At 58.1% G+C, this 17,889-nt stretch carries 18 protein-coding genes; 12 read left to right on the forward strand and 6 right to left on the reverse strand.

Going from position 1 to position 17,889, the window contains the following annotated elements:
* Positions 1-16: 16 nt before the first annotated feature.
* From MHN28_RS05770 to MHN28_RS05780, 3 genes are all read left to right on the forward strand, one after another.
* The gene (locus MHN28_RS05770; RefSeq protein ID WP_239337040.1) at positions 17-1,276 is read left to right on the forward strand and encodes a hypothetical protein; all 1,260 of its coding nucleotides are present in this window, start codon (positions 17-19) and stop codon (positions 1,274-1,276) included.
* A 70-nt stretch (positions 1,277-1,346) separates the two neighbouring features.
* The gene (gene gatB / locus MHN28_RS05775) at positions 1,347-2,858 is read left to right on the forward strand and encodes an Asp-tRNA(Asn)/Glu-tRNA(Gln) amidotransferase subunit GatB (RefSeq protein ID WP_239337041.1); all 1,512 of its coding nucleotides are present in this window, start codon (positions 1,347-1,349) and stop codon (positions 2,856-2,858) included.
* A gap of 175 nt (positions 2,859-3,033) precedes the next feature.
* Positions 3,034-3,438, forward strand: coding sequence for a DUF4177 domain-containing protein (locus MHN28_RS05780; RefSeq protein ID WP_239337042.1), 405 nt, complete (start codon positions 3,034-3,036; stop codon positions 3,436-3,438).
* A 61-nt stretch (positions 3,439-3,499) separates the two neighbouring features.
* Here the strand turns inward: MHN28_RS05780 and MHN28_RS05785 are convergent, their stop codons facing one another.
* Complete coding sequence (locus MHN28_RS05785) at positions 3,500-3,889, reverse strand: VOC family protein (RefSeq protein WP_239337043.1); 390 nt, start codon at positions 3,887-3,889, stop codon at positions 3,500-3,502.
* Positions 3,890-3,929: 40 nt separating this feature from the next.
* On the opposite strand from MHN28_RS05785, the gene MHN28_RS05790 reads away from it, so the two are divergent.
* A complete protein-coding gene (locus tag MHN28_RS05790; protein ID WP_239337044.1) occupies positions 3,930-4,466 on the forward strand; it encodes a winged helix-turn-helix transcriptional regulator in 537 nt (178 codons plus the stop codon).
* 18 nt (positions 4,467-4,484) lie between these two features.
* Here the strand turns inward: MHN28_RS05790 and MHN28_RS05795 are convergent, their stop codons facing one another.
* Positions 4,485-4,739 (reverse strand): BolA family transcriptional regulator, encoded by a 255-nt coding sequence (locus MHN28_RS05795; RefSeq protein ID WP_239337045.1) that lies wholly within the window; start codon positions 4,737-4,739, stop codon positions 4,485-4,487.
* A gap of 107 nt (positions 4,740-4,846) precedes the next feature.
* Here MHN28_RS05795 and MHN28_RS05800 point away from each other — a divergent pair, with 107 nt between their 5' ends.
* Positions 4,847-5,473, forward strand: coding sequence for a J domain-containing protein (locus MHN28_RS05800; protein WP_170422646.1), 627 nt, complete (start codon positions 4,847-4,849; stop codon positions 5,471-5,473).
* A 39-nt stretch (positions 5,474-5,512) separates the two neighbouring features.
* Here the strand turns inward: MHN28_RS05800 and MHN28_RS05805 are convergent, their stop codons facing one another.
* Positions 5,513-6,472 (reverse strand): Hint domain-containing protein, encoded by a 960-nt coding sequence (locus tag MHN28_RS05805; protein ID WP_239337047.1) that lies wholly within the window; start codon positions 6,470-6,472, stop codon positions 5,513-5,515.
* A gap of 326 nt (positions 6,473-6,798) precedes the next feature.
* Here MHN28_RS05805 and MHN28_RS05810 point away from each other — a divergent pair, with 326 nt between their 5' ends.
* The 6 genes from MHN28_RS05810 to MHN28_RS05835 all read left to right on the forward strand — a co-directional run bounded on the left by MHN28_RS05810 (position 6,799) and on the right by MHN28_RS05835 (position 13,047).
* The gene (locus MHN28_RS05810) at positions 6,799-7,404 is read left to right on the forward strand and encodes an isoprenylcysteine carboxylmethyltransferase family protein (protein ID WP_239337049.1); all 606 of its coding nucleotides are present in this window, start codon (positions 6,799-6,801) and stop codon (positions 7,402-7,404) included.
* A 149-nt stretch (positions 7,405-7,553) separates the two neighbouring features.
* The gene (cobS, locus tag MHN28_RS05815; RefSeq protein ID WP_239337051.1) at positions 7,554-8,540 is read left to right on the forward strand and encodes a cobaltochelatase subunit CobS; all 987 of its coding nucleotides are present in this window, start codon (positions 7,554-7,556) and stop codon (positions 8,538-8,540) included.
* Positions 8,540-8,902: a hypothetical protein gene (locus MHN28_RS05820; protein ID WP_239337053.1), complete on the forward strand. Its 363-nt coding sequence runs from the start codon at positions 8,540-8,542 to the stop codon at positions 8,900-8,902. Before cobS ends, MHN28_RS05820 begins: the two co-directional genes overlap by 1 nt.
* Positions 8,899-10,776 carry a cobaltochelatase subunit CobT gene (gene cobT, locus MHN28_RS05825; protein WP_239337057.1) on the forward strand — a complete coding sequence of 626 codons (1,878 nt, stop codon included), beginning with the start codon at positions 8,899-8,901 and terminating at the stop codon, positions 10,774-10,776. Before MHN28_RS05820 ends, cobT begins: the two co-directional genes overlap by 4 nt.
* A gap of 72 nt (positions 10,777-10,848) precedes the next feature.
* Positions 10,849-12,639, forward strand: coding sequence for an aminopeptidase P family protein (locus MHN28_RS05830; protein WP_239337060.1), 1,791 nt, complete (start codon positions 10,849-10,851; stop codon positions 12,637-12,639).
* Between the two features lie 66 nt (positions 12,640-12,705).
* Positions 12,706-13,047: a DUF427 domain-containing protein gene (locus MHN28_RS05835; protein ID WP_239337062.1), complete on the forward strand. Its 342-nt coding sequence runs from the start codon at positions 12,706-12,708 to the stop codon at positions 13,045-13,047.
* Positions 13,048-13,061: 14 nt separating this feature from the next.
* Here the strand turns inward: MHN28_RS05835 and MHN28_RS05840 are convergent, their stop codons facing one another.
* Both MHN28_RS05840 and MHN28_RS05845 read right to left on the reverse strand, forming a co-directional pair.
* Positions 13,062-13,355, reverse strand: coding sequence for a hypothetical protein (locus MHN28_RS05840; protein WP_239337063.1), 294 nt, complete (start codon positions 13,353-13,355; stop codon positions 13,062-13,064).
* A gap of 107 nt (positions 13,356-13,462) precedes the next feature.
* Positions 13,463-13,963 carry a hypothetical protein gene (locus tag MHN28_RS05845; protein WP_239337064.1) on the reverse strand — a complete coding sequence of 167 codons (501 nt, stop codon included), beginning with the start codon at positions 13,961-13,963 and terminating at the stop codon, positions 13,463-13,465.
* An 859-nt stretch (positions 13,964-14,822) separates the two neighbouring features.
* Between MHN28_RS05845 and MHN28_RS05850 the strand changes: the two genes are divergently transcribed.
* Entirely contained in the window at positions 14,823-16,190 is a 1,368-nt protein-coding gene (locus MHN28_RS05850; protein ID WP_239337065.1) for a DUF3179 domain-containing protein, read from the forward strand.
* Here MHN28_RS05850 and MHN28_RS05855 read toward each other — a convergent pair.
* The gene (locus MHN28_RS05855) at positions 16,187-17,872 is read right to left on the reverse strand and encodes a chloride channel protein (RefSeq protein WP_239337066.1); all 1,686 of its coding nucleotides are present in this window, start codon (positions 17,870-17,872) and stop codon (positions 16,187-16,189) included. The genes MHN28_RS05850 and MHN28_RS05855 overlap by 4 nt on opposite strands.
* Positions 17,873-17,889: the final 17 nt, after the last annotated feature.

Raw genomic sequence — 17,889 nt, forward strand, 5'->3', positions numbered from 1 at the left:
TGTTTCGAGTGTTACCATGTTCTGGTTTTTTAGGGACCGTCAGTCTCGTTCCCGATCATCTTCTCGCCCCACCGCGTCGGATGCGCGCTGTGCCGATCCGTCGATTTCTGCTGTGTTGCCCGATCAGGGGCAGCTGAACATCCCATTGGCCGACATTCAGGCGCAGGATGAGATTGGGCGGACATCCATTGAGCAAGGACGCTATCTGGCCAGACAGGACCGGTGGACGGAATTGTCCGACCTGATGCGCGCCGCGGACGATGCCCGCGACACGGCACCGGACGGGATGCCAATCGCGGAACTGTTGGCCTTTGGCGCACGGGCCGATGTCGTTCTGGCCGTCGAGCACGCCCTTTCCGACGCCAAGGCACTGTCGGAAATTGATGTGCTGAGCGGGATTTCAGAATTGGAAGACGAAATGCGCGCGCATTCCGGTGATCCGATGATCGCACTGGTGGTGGCACTGGCTCATATTGACCTCGCCTGGGCGTGGCGGGGCACGACAACGGAAGCAACCCTGCCTTCGCTACACCGATCCAGATGTGCCGCGCATTTCGACCGAGCGGCAACAATTTTTCCTACTTGCCGTACGGCCGCGCCAGACAGCCCGATCATCGCTGCGGCAGGCTGCGCCCTGCTTGCAGGCCAGCGCAAGGCCAATACGCGTGTGGCATATGAATACGAACGGCTGATCGAATTGGATCCGCACAACCAGCGGCATATGCGCGCGATGGGCACCCATCTGCTACCGCGCTGGTTCGGCAGTTATGACGAACTTGAGGTTCAGGCCCTGCGCATGGCGGCCCGCACGCAAGAGCTCTGGGGTGCCGGCGGCTATACTTGGGTACAGTTCGACGCGATTACGCTGGACGAAGAGGCCTGCGCGCGCTTGGATGTCGACTACTTCGTAGAAGGTTTGCACGACATTCTGCGCCAGCGTCCGGATCAGCAGACCGTCAATTTACTTTCGGCCTATTGCTCCATCACGATCCAGAAGGGTTCTGGCCAAAACGCCAAGGCAGATCAGGTGCGCGGCCAGATTCGTGAGGCCGCAAACTGGCTGATCCGCGATCACCTGACCGAGTTGCACCCGCTGATCTGGGCGCATGCAGCGAACGGGTTCAATAACAGCGTCCGCATCAGTTCGCCCGAGCGCTTTGCAGCTCGTGGCCAACGTGACGCTTTGCGCGCAATAGCCGATCTGTTCCGTGATGAACTGCGCAGCGGATTGGACGTGACCTTCACACCGAAGGGTCTGCGCCTGTCCGGGCACTGATTCCCCCTTGCCCCTAGGCCGTGCCGGGCCTAATACGCAGGCTTAGACTTCTGCGGAAATGAGGCGCGCCATGCTCGACCTGACATACGAAATGCCCAAACCCAAAACCATTGCCGGGGCCAAGCACGATTGGGAACTGGTAATTGGGATGGAGGTGCATGCGCAGGTCTCTTCCAATGCCAAGCTGTTCTCGGGCGCATCGACCCAATTCGGGGCTGAGCCGAACTCGAACGTGGCCTTCGTGGACGCGGCGATGCCGGGGATGTTGCCTGTCATAAACGAATACTGCGTGGAACAGGCTGTCCGCACCGGGCTGGGGCTGAAAGCGGATATCAACCTGAAATCAGCTTTTGACCGCAAGAACTACTTCTACCCCGACCTGCCGCAGGGCTATCAGATTTCCCAGCTCTACCACCCCATCGTGGGCGAAGGTGAAGTACTGGTCGAGATGGGCGATGGCACCGCGCGCATGGTCCGCATCGAACGCATCCACATGGAACAGGACGCGGGCAAATCGATCCACGACATGGATCCACATATGTCCTTCGTCGACCTGAACCGGACCGGTGTCTGTCTGATGGAAATCGTCTCGCGCCCCGATATCCGTGGCCCGGAAGAAGCCGCCGCATACATCGCCAAGCTGCGCCAAATCATGCGCTATCTGGGCACCTGCGACGGCAACATGCAGAACGGCAACCTGCGCGCGGACGTGAACGTCTCAATCTGTTTGCCGGGCGCGTATGAGAAGTATCAGGAAACGCAGGATTTCTCGCATCTGGGCACGCGTTGCGAGATCAAGAACATGAACTCGATGCGCTTTATCCAGCAGGCGATCGAGGTCGAAGCCCGCCGCCAGATCGCCATCGTTGAAGCGGGTGGCAAGATCGATCAGGAGACCCGTCTGTATGATCCGGACAAGGGCGAGACCCGTTCGATGCGGTCGAAGGAAGAAGCGCATGACTACCGCTACTTCCCCGACCCTGACCTGCTGCCTCTGGAGATTGAGCAGGCGTGGGTAGACGACATCGCCGCCAAGCTGCCCGAACTGCCCGACGACAAAAAGGCGCGCTTTATCGCCGAATTCAGCCTGACCGACTATGACGCATCAGTGCTGACCGCCGAGGTGGAATCGGCCGCGTATTTCGAAGAAGTGGCTAAGGGCCGCAACGGCAAGCTGGCTGCGAACTGGGTCATCAACGAACTGTTTGGCCGTCTGAAGAAAGAAGATCACGATATCACGGAGTCTCCGGTTTCGCCTGCACAACTGGGCGGAATCATTGACCTGATTTCGTCGGACGCCATCTCGGGCAAGATCGCCAAGGACCTGTTCGAGATCGTCTATACCGAAGGCGGTGACCCGGTCCAGATCGTCGAAGAACGCGGCATGAAGCAGGTCACCGATACCGGCGCTATTGAGGCTGCTCTGGACGAGATCATTATCGCCAATCCGGCGCAGGTCGAAAAAGCCAAGGTCAATCCGAAACTGGCGGGCTGGTTCGTCGGTCAGGTCATGAAAGCGACCGGCGGCAAGGCGAACCCAAAGGCCGTCAACGAGTTGGTTAGCAAGAAACTGGGATCGTAAGCCTTTCAGTTCAAACGACCTTTATGGAGGTGTTCGGGCGTGCTGCCCGGGCCTTTCCGATCCCCGCGCAGGGTACGCGCAACAGATGACACAGAATTTGCCCAACGGGCGAAGATGACTTTTCGAAACCCGGCAACATGTTAGATTGCTTGGGATCGGCAACCAGGAAGATCTGATGCAGCGCTACGAATACAAAGTTGTCCCCGCCCCACAAAAAGGCACCAAGGCCAAGGGTGTCAAAACCGCCGAAGGGCGGTTTGCTGTGTCAATCGAGCAGATTCTGAACCAAATGGGTCAGGATGGTTGGGAATACCAGCGCGCGGAACTTTTACCCAGCGAGGAACGCTCGGGCTTGACCACGTCGACCGTGAACTGGCGCAATGTTCTGGTGTTTCGGCGCGAAATCGAAGTCACTTTCACCTCAACGCGCGCGTCGGATGAAACCGTTGAGGAGGTTGTCGAGGCACAGCCAATTCCTGGCCCCGAAGAGGTGCAAGCGCCCGCGCCGATTTCCGAAGAGGTCAAGGACCCGCCACTGACCTTGAAAGCGGCGGACCTGTCTGACAAGGCCAAAGACTAACCATAACCAGCCCCCAAAAGCTGGTCCGTAGGTCTTTGCGCTTTCAGACCCTCAATCAGAGTTACTCTGCCGCGTTCGCTGCCTGGCTCAGGTCTTGCGCCAGCATCAGCGCATTGCCATCAGGGTCGTAAAAGGTCGCGGTGCTGACCATGCCTTCGATGGTTTCCGTTTCACCATCGAACCTGACGCCCGAAGCTTCCAAAGCCTTCCGGGCCACCGTGATATCAGACACCCCAAACACTGGCACCGTATTGCCCGGCGCGGGCTCTGCCTGTTCGCCCAGACCCAATGTCACGCCTTCGGTTTTAGTCTTCATCTCGCTCCACCCGGCTTCATCGATGTGGTGGATCAGCTCAAAACCCAGCTTGGCCTGATACCATTTAGCACTGACGTGTCTATCCTTGACGGACATGGCCAGAGTTATCGTGTTTTCCAATGAGACAAGCGGCATAGAACTTTCCTTTGGTTTAAAAATAAAGTAACTATACTTTATGGACATAACGATTCTTGTCAAGCTCACGTCCCGCGCTTGGTCCCTGAACATTCTGGCGTTGATGCACGCGGGCATTCCGGGGCGTCAGGCACCCTTGCTGGCTGCGACAACGGCCAGTCGAACGTCTTTTGCCCAAAGCCTTGATCACTTGATTCAGCTTGGACTTCTGGAACGGAATCCCGGCCACGGGCACCCGCTAAGACCCGAATTCCGGCTGACGCAAATTGGTGTGCCGACGGCCGAAACGGCCAGCCGGATCGTAAATGCGGTGCCGAATGAAAAAGAATTCGCTCTGCTGCGCCGCAGTTGGACCGCGCCCATTCTGGCGCTGACGGACGGACCGCAACGTTTCTCGGCACTCAAATCCGGTCTGATCACAATCTCGGATCGGGCATTGTCGACGTCGCTCCACCGGCTGGAAGAACAGGAATGGATACAGCGGGAAATCGATGCAACGCACAGGCAGCCCTTCCCCACCTATCGCGCGATAAACCGGGGATTCGCAGTTAATCAGGCAATTGCGCTGGCCGCCTGACCAAAGCGCCAAGCGTGATTAGGAATCAATATCCAGCGCCAGCGCGTGAATGCGGGGAACGATATCGCCCAGGGCCTTGTGAACGGCACGGTGGCGGGCAACGCGGGACTGCCCTTCGAATGCACTGGCACGGATGCGGACGTTGAAGTGGCTTTCACCACCCTCTTGATACCCGGCATGACCGCGATGGCTTTCGCTGTCATCCACAACTTCCAGCTCACGCGGGTCGAACGCGGCCTGCAGGCAGGATCGGATCTCGTCGGTCACAGTCATTTTTTCGCTCAGCGGTAAAAAATTTACCGCCCCCCTCTTCTACTTTCGGCTGCTTAGACTAAACTGCTGCCTCCGAGTCGAAAAGATGTGTTCGTAAGGATCAGAGCATGACGAAATCAGACCCCTTCGGATTCGATATGTCCGTTTCCAGCGCCAAGAAAAAGAACCCGCGCGGGCGTCGGGGCATGTCGGGCGCGTCTGAAACCTCGACGCGTATTTGCGATCACGAAGGCTGCAATGAACCGGGCAAGTTCCGCGCGCCCAAGGCCCCTGATGTGTTGGATGACTTCTTCTGGTTCTGCCAGCAGCACGTTCGCGAATACAACAACAAGTGGAATTTCTTCGACGGAACCACCGAAGCCGAGCTGAACGCGCAGCGGTCCAAGGACAAAGTGTGGGAGCGAGAGACCAAGCCGATGGGCGACCCTGAGGCGCGCGCCTGGGCCCGACTGGGCATCGAGGACCCACACCAGGTACTTGGCGCGAACAGCACCCAGAACAAGGGACGCACCTCTGGCGGCGGCGGTCGTCGCCTACCCCCCACCGAGCGCCGCGCGATTGAGATTCTGGAAGCCAACGACAGCTGGACAAAGGCCGAGGTCCGCAAGGCGTACAAAAAACTGATCAAAGTGCTGCACCCGGACATGAACGGCGGCGACCGCTCGCAGGAAGAGCAGTTGCAAGAGGTCGTCTGGGCCTGGGATCAGATCAAGGACAGCCGGAACTTCAAGTAACGTCTCCAACGCACATTCTTGCACAGCGTAAGAAACAGCTCAGCCCTGAAAATTCGGAGGTTTCGTAGAGTTTGCCCACTCAGCTTGCAAGACCTGTGCCTCATAAGCCTTGAGCGAGCGTCGTGCGAGAGACGGAAATCCTTGGGAAGCGCTGTCAAGCTTTGACCCGAATATTTCACGAAGTTCTTGTATACCTTCAGAACTCATCGCAACCAAAGCTTCGTCTCCAAGGTAGAGGCTTTCAGACGGCGCTCCTTCGGCGAACAAAACCTCGTGCCGATCCAACAGGACGTGGACATAAGTCACCCCGTCCGCTGGCTTGGCGACTTGCACCCCGGGGAGCCCGACCAAATGTCTGGCGGCGACCAGGGCCTGTGCTTCGCCGAACAACAGTTCGACAAACGGTCCGGTCACAAGCATTCGATGTTGCGGCGAAACACGCAAATCCCGCTTGGGGCAATTCGGACCAAGCGCGTTCCTCGAAATCTCAATCGGGTATAGATCCGGGTTTTCTTCAAGCTGTTCAGGCGAAAGGAATGCCGACTCTGCCCACCGAATTGGCTGCGCCCCGTGGTCCATTGTGGAAACAAGGTCATCCGGGCTAAGATGTTCGATCGGCACGTTTCCGTCAGGAGTGCGGATCAGCGTACCCAACAAGTGGCAGACGACTTCAATTTGTATGGAGACCGTTTGAAAAGCCTCGCCGCTGACAAACTGATCAGCCGGATTGAGGGCGACCCCGACGACACGGGCTTGGAATGTATCCGTTACGATGTCGCCCGGATCGAGACTGTCGTAGTAATCGGGATCGACTTGATAGGTCCATTCTCCGGTGAAGAGGTTGATCGATGCCGTTCCGTTGTCAGGCTGATCAGAGATTTCAAAAAAATCTCCAATGACGGTCCAATTATCGTTCGGAACTGAGACATTGCCATCCAGGTCACCCATCGCAGGAAGTGGAGGGTCACCGGTTACAGTCCCCGTTGTGTCCCCGGACACAGTAACGGTAACTCCCTTTAAGGGATCAATCGGCGTAGAAACCATACCCGTTACCCTCACTCGACGCGACCGCATCCTCGCCAGCAAAATCCTGACTGAACCTGCGCCCACATGGTCAAAACAAATACACACATTCTGTTCTTTGATTGAAGGTTAGAGTCGCTGGCGAAAATTGCAAATTTGCACCGGGCCCGCGGGATCTGAGTGTAGTTGAAATGCCGTAGGCGGTTTTACTCAACTTGTTACATACCCTTGTTACGGCCTGTCGCATGGCCCGTAGCAAGGGCCCATATCCGAACTGAGACTTGTGCCAATTGGAAAGCGATATGGAACACTTCATCAATCCCTTACACTCGATTGCCCTGCTGGTTGCCCTTGGTTCAGCAATGTTACTCAGCGCATACCTCGCGCTGAACTTGCACCTTCCCAAATTGGGTCTCTGGCCCAGCGCCAGCGGTTGGCGGCACCATGCGGCCTTTGGATTGTTCCGCCTGTATTGCGGAGCGACGGTGGTTTTTGCCCTGTCCGAGGTCTGGGTGAACGGCTGGGGCCATTGGGTGCGTTATGTGATCGGCATTCCCATCATGGTGCTGTCCTTCGGGATCACCCTCTGGGGTTATCGTTTTCTGGGCCTCGACAACACCTATTGCGAGAGCGACGGGCTGGTGACCGGCGGTATGTACGCCTATTCGCGCAACCCGCAGTATGTGACGTCGGTTCTGGCCACGGTGGGTCTGGGTATAACCAGCGGGTCCTGGGTGACGCTGGGATTGGCTGCGACACTGTTCGTGATCTACTTCTTATTCGTTCTGAACGAAGAACGCTGGCTGCTGCAGGGATACGGCCGCGCGTTTCAGGAATATATGCACACTACGCCCCGTTTCGTCGATGAACGCAGCCTGATCCGGGTCCGTAACGCGATCCTCGATTGACCAACTCCTCGCGTCGATAAGGCCAGTTTCAAAGAAACATCCGCCTAAGTCCCGACGCGGGCGGCTTTCCCTTGCCCTTGCCCGCAATATGTTGCACCACACACAGGTTCAAACCCGGCAATGCGGGCCAAAGGATAAGGACAAGGCGAATGGCTGACGGATCGATCGATATCAACGCAAAACCCACCGAGGATATTTCGGTCCGTGACGTGTTCGGCATTGAAACCGACATGGCGATCAAGGGCTTTGCTGACCGCAGCGACCGTGTGCCTGCCATCGACCCGACCTACAAGTTCGACCCGGAAACCACTCTGGCAATTCTGGCAGGATTTTCGCACAACCGCCGCGTTATGATCCAAGGCTACCACGGCACGGGCAAATCAACCCATATCGAACAGGTCGCCGCCCGCCTGAACTGGCCTGCCGTTCGCGTAAACCTCGACAGTCATATCAGCCGGATCGACCTGATCGGTAAGGACGCGATCAAACTGCGCGACGGCAAGCAGGTCACCGAATTCCACGAAGGCATCCTTCCTTGGGCCCTGCGCAACCCCGTTGCCATCGTGTTCGACGAATACGACGCAGGCCGCGCGGATGTGATGTTTGTCATCCAGCGCGTGCTGGAGCATGACGGTAAACTGACCCTGCTGGATCAGAACGAAATCATCACCCCGAACCCGAACTTCCGTCTGTTTGCCACTGCGAACACCGTCGGTCTGGGCGACACTACCGGCCTGTACCACGGTACGCAACAGATCAACCAGGCGCAGATGGACCGCTGGTCTCTGGTCTCGACCCTGAACTACCTCAGCCACGATGCCGAGACGATGATCGTTCTGTCCAAGGCACCGCACTACAACACCGAGAAGGGCCGCAAGACCGTCAGCCAGATGGTCACCGTTGCAGACCTGACCCGGACCGCCTTCATGAACGGTGACCTGTCCACCGTCATGAGCCCCCGGACCGTGATCAACTGGGCACAAAACGCTGAGATCTTCCGCGACGTAGGCTATGCCTTCCGCCTGTCCTTCCTGAACAAGTGTGACGAGCTGGAACGCCAGACCGTGGCCGAGTTCTATCAGCGCTGCTTCGATGAAGAACTGCCGGAAAGCGCAGCAAGCGTGAGCCTGGGGTGATGAACGGCGCACATTATTCTTTGTCGCTGACGCGGGATAGCGTCGCAGCAGGGGATGATGTGTCTGCACCTCATCGTTCTGTTCTTACCGTTCCTGCACCTGTCACGGGCTTTGATCTATGCAAAGCCATTCTGTCGCGAGACTATTTGGCTCGTATTTCAGGAGGCAAGGCAACTTGGGTGGTTGAACTGGATGAAGTACCCGTCGGCATCATTGCACAGCAATGGGAAACGCCGAAATCCGTTGTCTCGGACCTGAATCCAAGCCAGAATTCTCAGGTGCACTGCAGATATCTGCTGCAACAGGACCCAGATACTGTCTTCGCCCAATACTCCGATCCGGACTCGGGAAAACCAAAATGAGCAAACCAAACGACAACCCCGCCGATCCGTTCAAAAAGGCTCTGGCCGAAGCCACCAAGGTTATGGCCGACGATCCTGAGCTATCGGTGAGCTATACCGTCGACCCGTCCGGTCTGTCGGGTGAATCAATGCGTCTGCCGCAGGTCTCTCGCCGTATGACCCGCGAAGAGGTCCTGCTGGCACGCGGAACGGCTGATGCTCTGGCCTTGCAGCGCAAATACCATGACGACGCGACCCACGCGCGCTATGCCCCTCCGGGCGATATGGCGCGGGATTTGTATGAGGCGATGGAGGTTGCCCGGTGTGAGGCGATGGGCGCGCGGGATATGCCCGGCACCGCCTCCAACATCGACGTCAAGATCGGGCACGAGGCGCTGCGGCGCGGGTACGACCAGTGCAAGCAGCCTGCAGACGCGCCGCTATCGGTCGCTGCCGGGTATCTGATCCGGCACCTTGCCACCGGGCGGGGCTTGCCGCCTGCGGCTGAGAACATCATGAACCTCTGGCGCGGTTTCATCGAAGAACAGGCCGGAGGCACCTTAGACAACTTGCAAGAGATCCTCTCGGATCAGGCGGAATTCGCCAAATTCGCACGGCAGGTGATTAAGGATCTGGGATACGGCGACCAGTTGGGCGAAGACCCGGATGAGCTGGACGACGACCAGGAAGATCAGGCCGAGGACGACGCCGAGGAACAGCCCGATCCCGACAGCACCGGTCAGGATGATCAGGACGAGCAAGAGTCCGACGCGACCCCTGAGCAGACACAGGAAGAGCAGCAGGATCAATCTCAGGCTCAGGTCTCGATGGACGAGATGGCCGAGGATGAGATGGGCGATGAGGCTGAGATGCCGGAAGGCGAGGCCCCACTGGAGCCACCTGCCCCACCGCCGGCGTCCGAGGCCGATCCGGATTACAAGGTGTACCTGGGCACCTATGACGAAGAGATCGCGGCCGAGGACTTGGCAGAGCCCGCCGAACTGGAACGACTGCGCGCCTATCTGGACCAGCAGCTTGAGCCGCTGAAGGGTGCGGTCAGCCGTCTGGCCAACAAGCTGCAACGCCGGTTGCAGGCACAACAGAACCGTTCTTGGGAGTTCGACCGCGAAGAAGGCATCCTCGATGCCGGTCGTCTGGCGCGTGTGGTGGCGAACCCAACCACTCCGCTGAGCTTCAAGGTCGAAAAAGACACCGAGTTCCGCGACACGGTGGTTACGCTGCTGCTGGATAACTCTGGCTCCATGCGCGGCCGTCCGATTTCGATCGCCGCTATTTGTGCTGATGTTCTGGCCCGAACGCTGGAGCGTTGCAACGTGAAGGTCGAAATTCTGGGCTTTACGACGCGGGCATGGAAAGGCGGACAGGCGCGAGAGGCGTGGCTGAACGATGGCCGTCCACAGCAGCCGGGACGTTTGAACGATCTTCGCCACATCATCTACAAGGGTGCGGATGCCCCATGGCGCCGCGCGCGGCCCAATCTGGGGTTGATGATGAAAGAAGGCCTGCTGAAGGAAAACATCGACGGTGAGGCGCTGGAATGGGCGCATCGCCGGATGCTGGCCCGCCGCGAGGCGCGCAAGATCCTTATGGTGATTTCGGATGGTGCGCCGGTCGATGATTCAACTTTGAGTGTCAACCCCGCGAATTATCTGGAAAAACACCTGCGCGACGTGATCTCCATGGTCGAAAAGCGCAAGATGGTCGAACTGCTGGCCATCGGCATCGGCCACGACGTGACCCGCTATTACGACCGCGCAGTGACCATCACGGATGTCGAGCAATTGGCGGGCGCGATGACCGAACAACTTGCGGCGCTGTTCGACAGCGATCCCCGCGCGCGGGCCCGGGTGATGGGGATGAGAAAGGCCAGCTGACGCTGGCTGTGCCTCCGGCGGGAGTATTTCTAAAAAGATGAAGGGGTAAGCCCCATCCGAGAGAGGTATGAGATGTTTCAGTCCTTTGCCGTAACAGCGCGTCCGGAACAGGGACCACCCCGGTTGGCCGACTTGCGAGGCGAGATGGGGAAAGAAGGGTTGGATGGTTTTCTGATCCCCCGTGCAGATGCGCATCAAGGTGAGTACGTGGCACCGCGGGATGAGCGGCTGTCCTGGCTGACCGGTTTCACCGGATCAGCAGGGTTTTGTGCGGCGTTGAGGGATACTGCGGGTGTATTCATCGACGGTCGCTATCGCACGCAGGTCAAAGCACAGGTCGCGGCCGAGTTCACGCCGGTGCCATGGCCCGAAACCGGCCTGAGTGCTTGGCTGAAAGAACAACTGCCCGACGGAGGCAAGGTTGGCTTTGATCCATGGCTGCATGCGGCGGGTCAGATTTCCAGCGCACAAAAAGAGTTGAACGGAAGCGGCATCGAACTGTTGCGCAGTGACAATCTTGTGGATCGGGTCTGGCCGGATCAGCCGGACCCTCCGATGAACCCGGTCAAGGCGCATCCGATTGAGTTTGCCGGCGAAGCAGCCGCAAGCAAAATCACGCGGCTGGCCGACGACCTGCGGCAAAGTGGATGCACTGCGGCGGTCATTACTCTGCCAGATTCGATCATGTGGCTTTTGAATATTCGGGGGTCGGATATCGGATACAACCCGGTGGCGCATGGGTTCGCCATTCTGCATGCGGATGGACGGGTCGACCTTTTCATGGAAGCGCAAAAACTGGCTGGGCTGGACGATCACCTCGGAAATCAGGTGCAGGTCCATAAACCTCAGGCCTTTCTGGACGCAGTCGCTGAACTGGAAGGAACCGTTCAGGTCGATCTGGGGACGCTGCCGCAGGCCGTCGCGGACGTGTTGGGTGACAAGATGCTGGACCAGGGCGATCCTTGCGCCTTGCCAAAAGCGCGCAAGAACCCGGCTGAAATCGCAGGCAGTGCCGAGGCGCATCTGCGCGACGCCGTGGCCGTCATTGAGACTCTGTGCTGGCTGGACGCACAGGTTCCTGGCACTCTGAGCGAAGTGCAAGTGGTCACGCGGCTTGAAGAGCACCGCCGCCGGGACAACGCTTTGCAGGACATCTCGTTCGACACGATTGCGGGCACCGGGCCCAACGGCGCCATCATGCATTACCGGGTGACCGAAGAAACTGACAGTCGGCTGGAGAACGGGCATCTGCTGGTCCTGGACAGCGGCGGGCAATATCTGGATGGCACAACGGACATCACCCGCACCATCGCGATCGGGGACGTGGGCGATGAGGAAAAAGCTTGCTTTACCCGCGTACTCAAGGGAATGATCGGTATGTCCATGCTGCGCTGGCCCGTTGGGCTGGCCGGGCGAGACATCGAGTGTATTGCCCGGGCGCCTTTGTGGGCCGCTGGTCAGGATTTCAATCACGGTGTCGGCCACGGGGTCGGCGCATATCTAAGCGTCCACGAAGGACCGCAGCGCCTGTCGAAGGTCAGCCATGTGCCGCTGGAACCGGGCATGATCCTGTCAAACGAACCCGGATACTATCGCGAAGGTGCCTTTGGCATTCGGATCGAAAACCTGGTTGTGGTGCAAGAGGCCCCGGCCCTGCCCGGCGGGGACGACGAGCGCGCAATGCTGAATTGGCGAACCCTGACCTACGTTCCGATTGACCGGCGGCTGATTGTAGTCGATATGCTTACGCAGGAAGAACGAGCGTGGCTGAACGCCTATCACCGCGACGTTGCGGAAAAAGTCCGTCCAAGACTGGGCGGTGACGCTCAACTGTGGTTGGATGCCGCAACTGCACCGATCTGACACTGAACTGTCACATAAAGCGGGCAGAGGAGTGATCCGAAGAAAAAGACGAGGGAAGAAGCAGAGATGACTGAGATAACAATCCGTAAAGCACCTGGTAAATGGAGTGTTCGTTCCGGCGGCGCGGTTCTCGGAGAGAGCATGAACGCACTGGAACTGTTGGAAGGTGATCTGGAACCAGTGATCTACTTCCCTCGCGCCGATATCGGGATGGCCTTTCTGGACCGTACGGACAAGGTCACGCATTGCCCGCATAAAGGGGATGCGACGCATTTCTCAATCGTCAACAAGTCTTCTGTGACTGAAAACGCAGCCTGGAGCTATGAAGACCCGGTTCCCGCAATGGCCGAGATCAAGGGCCACGTCGCGTTCTATCGCGTCGATTCTGTGAAGGTTGAGCAGATTTAAGGATAGATGGGGCCTCAGATGGCCTCTCTTACCCGTTCGGTGCTGGCCACGTCATGGCGCACATGCCCGTAGGCCTGCGCTATGGATGTCAGGGTGTGCAGTGGGCAGCCGATTTTGGTCAGGCAAGAGGCATCGATAACCCGCGCCCTGCCCTGAAAGGCGGATTCAACCGCCTGATCCACAGGCTCGTTTTGGGTGCCCAGCTTCAGGTTGTGGTAGTGGACAACCTGCCCCGGGCGCGGTAACCACCAGTTTATAGCGCACCCTGTGTGATGCGAGCCAGTCCAGAAAAAACTGTAGACCGTCATCCTGTTCGGGTGCGGGGACATGGGTTACATTAATGCGGCCTTGTTGTGGCTGGTGGCGAATCTTCACATATGTATTGGGTATCCAGATCCGGACGGGCTGCACGAAATCAACAAACGACCCATGCGCCACCCGCGCAAGCGCGGCCCAAGGCCCAACATCGTCGCCACAAGGCTGACCGGCGCTTGTGACACGGCGTAGACAGATGCAATGAGATTGCATCGACCAGCTTTTTGCGCTTGAGTGTCAGCGCATTGAAGCTTCCCCGGTTTGCATAGTTTTGCGGCGATCCCAGAGCCCGCCCCAGCCCGAGACAATTGATGCTATAGGGCGCGTGATCCTGAAAGCCGATATCGGCAATCTGCGGCAGACTGCGTGCCAGCAGAGTCGCAAGAGTCGCAGTTCCCAGAACCCCTGCCGCCAGAAACACACGGCGTGCCCGAGTTCGCGTGCCGTCATTTAGCTCCAAGCTCAAAAAGTTCTTTTCGTTATCGAGGCGGTGAAAGCGACCTGCGCACAATTCGACATCGCCCATATCACTCAAGCGAATTTCGACGGTCCGTGCAATCGCCCCTAAACCGACGTCGGGGGCATCTTTCGTTCCAGTCAAAAGACGAGGCGCGCTTCCCCCCCGCCCAAACGCTAGCGTCTGACGCCGCCAATAATCTGGAGGTCGGCCTGAACCGCCTCGCATTCGTCAAATACGCGCACAAAACGGACCTTTGTTCGACGACTCTCACCGACCAGACCGGGGCGGCCTGGGTTGTCTGCATACGCGTTCTGGGATGGTCGAAAATAGACAGGATAGAAAACGTCTAGATTGAAAAAACTTACTTGCGCAGCCCGGCACCGCAACGCCAGCAAGGTGTCGGATCACCTCTGGAACATGACGCTGATCATTTTGGACAGGAAACAAATTCCCAACGAGTAGGAGGATTTCTTCGGGCTGGGTCACTCCATATCTCCGGGTCCAAGATCAGGCGACAGGTCCATGCCATAAGGCCGCAATGGAACCAACTGCGTTTGAAACAGGGGGTGCAATGCGAGTTGCAGAAAAAGTACTTAAACGTGACCCCGCAACCTGAGATCTTGTTCAAGTTTAATTCAATGCAGTTATGACGCCCAAGTTTCTGAAACTGGGCAGGCCTCGCCTCCCACATGGGAACAATTAAATTCGTAATGTACTTGTGAAGATATCGTGGCAGACTTTACCGGTAATACCGATTTTCTGGGTTCGGATTAAAAAAACAGGAACAACAGCACAATTTTGGCCCGCGCTGTGCACGTAGTGGACCAACAATAGACTGCCCAAAACCCCAGCCTTCGACGGTTCGACAGTTTCAGTTGCACCCTACGACATGGTCCAGCGCGACAGGATGCAGGTATGATCACGGCGCGTTCACGAGGCTGTTGCATGCATTTGAAGCGCCAAACGTGCACAATGTTTCCGAACATCACCAGAGGATGCCATGCCGATTACCCGTCGCAGTTTCGCCGGATCGCTTAGCGTCGGGATCATACTTCCCGGTGCGCTGTCCGCTCAGCAGGATCGTGTGCTGGAGGCCGTGCGATCTACCTTGTTCGGAAGCGCCTCAGAATTCGAACAAGGCATGGCCTTTCTGACAGAGCGCGGCAATCCGGACGTTGTCCCGGCCCTGCTGACCGGTATGCGATACGGCAGGCGTCGCAGTAACGAGATCGCGCGCGTCATGCGCTCTTTGACCGGAGAGGACATCGGCGCAGACTGGTTCGACTGGATGTTATGGCAGGAAAGGAATCCGCAAATTGTTCCCCACCCGTCTCTTATTCCGTTCAAGCGCGAAGTGCTGCTTGGAATCGACGGGAACTTCGACGATTTTCTACGCCTAAAATACCTGCAGCCCGACAAGATGAAAATCCGTCTGGAGGAAATCGCCTGGGGCGGCGTACGCAAAGACGGCATCCCCTCGCTGGACAATCCGGTACTGATCCCTGCCGCGCGTGCGGACTACCTCAAGGGCGATGACCTGGTCTTCGGCGTATCGATTAATGGGGACGAGCGGGCCTATCCGCTAAGGATCATGGGCTGGCACGAGATGTTCAACGAGGTGATCGGTGGCGTTCCGGTGGCGCTGGCCTATTGTACGCTGTGCGGATCCGGAATTTTGTTTGAGACGCAGGTGCCGGGTCGCGGGAAGCCGTTGATCTTTGGGTCATCCGGGTTCCTGTACCGATCTAACAAGCTGATGTTCGACCGCCAGACGAATTCTTTGTGGAACCAGTACACCGGCAGGCCGGTTGTTGGCCCCCTGGTCGATAGTGGTATTGAGCTGAAGCAGCGGCCGGTGGTCATCACCACCTGGGAAAGCTGGAAAACGTCACACCCTAAGACACAGGTACTGTCGTTGAAAACCGGGCACCGGCGGAATTATGGGTCCGGCGTGGTTTATCGCGAATACTTCGCCTCACCAGAGTTGATGTTCCCTGCGCTGGTTGATCAGTCCCGGCATCAACAGAAGGACTATGTCTTCACCATTCGCCAGTTTGGCGCAGCGCGGGCATGGCCACTGGATACGTTCAGCAAGGCGCGAGTCATCAATGACGCCATTGCCAACCGACCGCTGGTTTTGATCGGGAACTCGGACAAACGCGCCGTGCGGGCGTATGAGCGTGCGTCCCACAAGTTTACGGCGTCCGATGGCGGTTTGGTGGATGAAACAGGCCGGAAATGGACCATGACCGAGGAAGCATTGATCGGGCCAGACGGCGCACAGCTGCCCAGGGTCGCGGGCCATATCTCATACTGGTTTGCGTGGAACAATTACCTTGGCGATACTGCGACGGTATATCGGCGTTAGGAGTGCTCCTCGGCTGCTGTGGCAGCCAGCGCCCGGTTATAGGCCTTCAGGGCGTCGACGTGAAAGAGCGCACCGACAGGAGTTTCAATGCCATCGTCCTCAACGATAACGACTGGAATACAAGGGATGTCATCACGGTCGAAATAAGGCATCGCGGCCTCAAGAGTATCTCCGGCCTGCACGCAGAGGCCCTGCTCTATCAGTTCCTGCGCTTGGTCCTTCGTGATCGAGCGTGGATCACCAATAGGGCGCATCACCGCCCCGGCGCGCAGCATGGCTAGTAGGTAGGCTTGCGGTCCGGCGGCCAGATGCACATTGCGACGCTCAAGCTGGGTCAGGAAGAACGACCGATCCACAAGGCGCGAGGCCAGTGCGGTCGACATCGAGACCGAAACCATCACCGCGATCCCGATCTGCCAGTCTCCGGTCAGCTCAAAGACGATCATCGTCGTTGAAATTGGTGCCCCAAGAACGGCAGCCGCCACAGCCCCCATACCTGCAAAAGCATACAGAGTGTGGGTGCCTGACACATCCGGCAACAAACCAGTTGCAATCAACCCGAAGGCCAGCCCGGTCAACGCACCGATCATAAGCGAGGGTGAGAACACACCGCCCCCCATGCGCCCTCCCATGGTAATGGCCAAAGCAACAGTTTTGATCACCGCGAACAGGATGGCGACCGTCAGAGTCAAATCACCGGTCAGGGCGCGGATCGTGGTTTCATACCCCACGCCGATGATATGCGGAAACCAGATCGCCAGCAGGCCCAGCATTGCCCCGGACACAGCCGGGCGCAGCCACCGCGGCAGGGAAAGACGGCTTTGGATATGATTGCCGATATCTTCGGCAAAGAAGATCGAACGCATCAGCAGCAAGGACACCAGACCGCAGATCAGGCCGAGGATCAGAAAGGCGGGCAGTTCCACGTAGAATTGCAGAGAACCGGGCGTCTCGAGAACAAACTCGGTCACGTCGCCATATTCCAACCGGTTGATCACCGTCCCCGCCACTGAGGCGATCACGATCGGCGCGAAGGCATGCACTGCGAAGTGGCGCAAGACAACCTCAAGCGCGAACAAAGCGCCCGCGATGGGAGAGTTAAAGCTGGCCGACACGGCAGCAGCCACAGCACACCCCAGAAGGTCACGCCCCGTAATGCCATCGGCATGAATACGGTTGCTGACCCAGGTCGAGATCACGCCAGCCATATGCACGACCGGCCCCTCTCGCCCCGTGGAGCCCCCGGTGCTGAGCGTGATGAGCGAGGCAAAGAACGACGCAAGGCCCGCCTTGCCTTCGACCCGGCCATCAGTCACCGCTGCCCCTTCGATCACATCCGCAACTGAACGTACACGACCATCGTCGGTGAACTTATGCAGGATCACGCCCACAATCAGTCCGCCGATAATCGGTATAATCAGAATCAGAACCCACGGCAGCTTTTCGACATGGCTGTGCAGCATCAGGATATCATCCGTATCGTAGATGTAAGCCTGCAGCGCCCGGATCGCCTTGCGGAACCCCAACGCCATGAATCCCGCCGCGATCCCGATGGCCAGTGCGATGAACCAGAACTGGATTTGGCTGGGACCGCGTCGCAGCATCACCCGCCAAGCGTCCTTGATCGCGGCCAGAGCCTGATTGAGCTGGTTGCGCAGAACGGTGCGGGTTGATTGGGTCATTGGCCCTCGGGGATCAC

Origin of the sequence: Ruegeria sp. Ofav3-42, from assembly GCF_022347725.1 — a bacterium.
GTDB lineage: Bacteria > Pseudomonadota > Alphaproteobacteria > Rhodobacterales > Rhodobacteraceae > Ruegeria.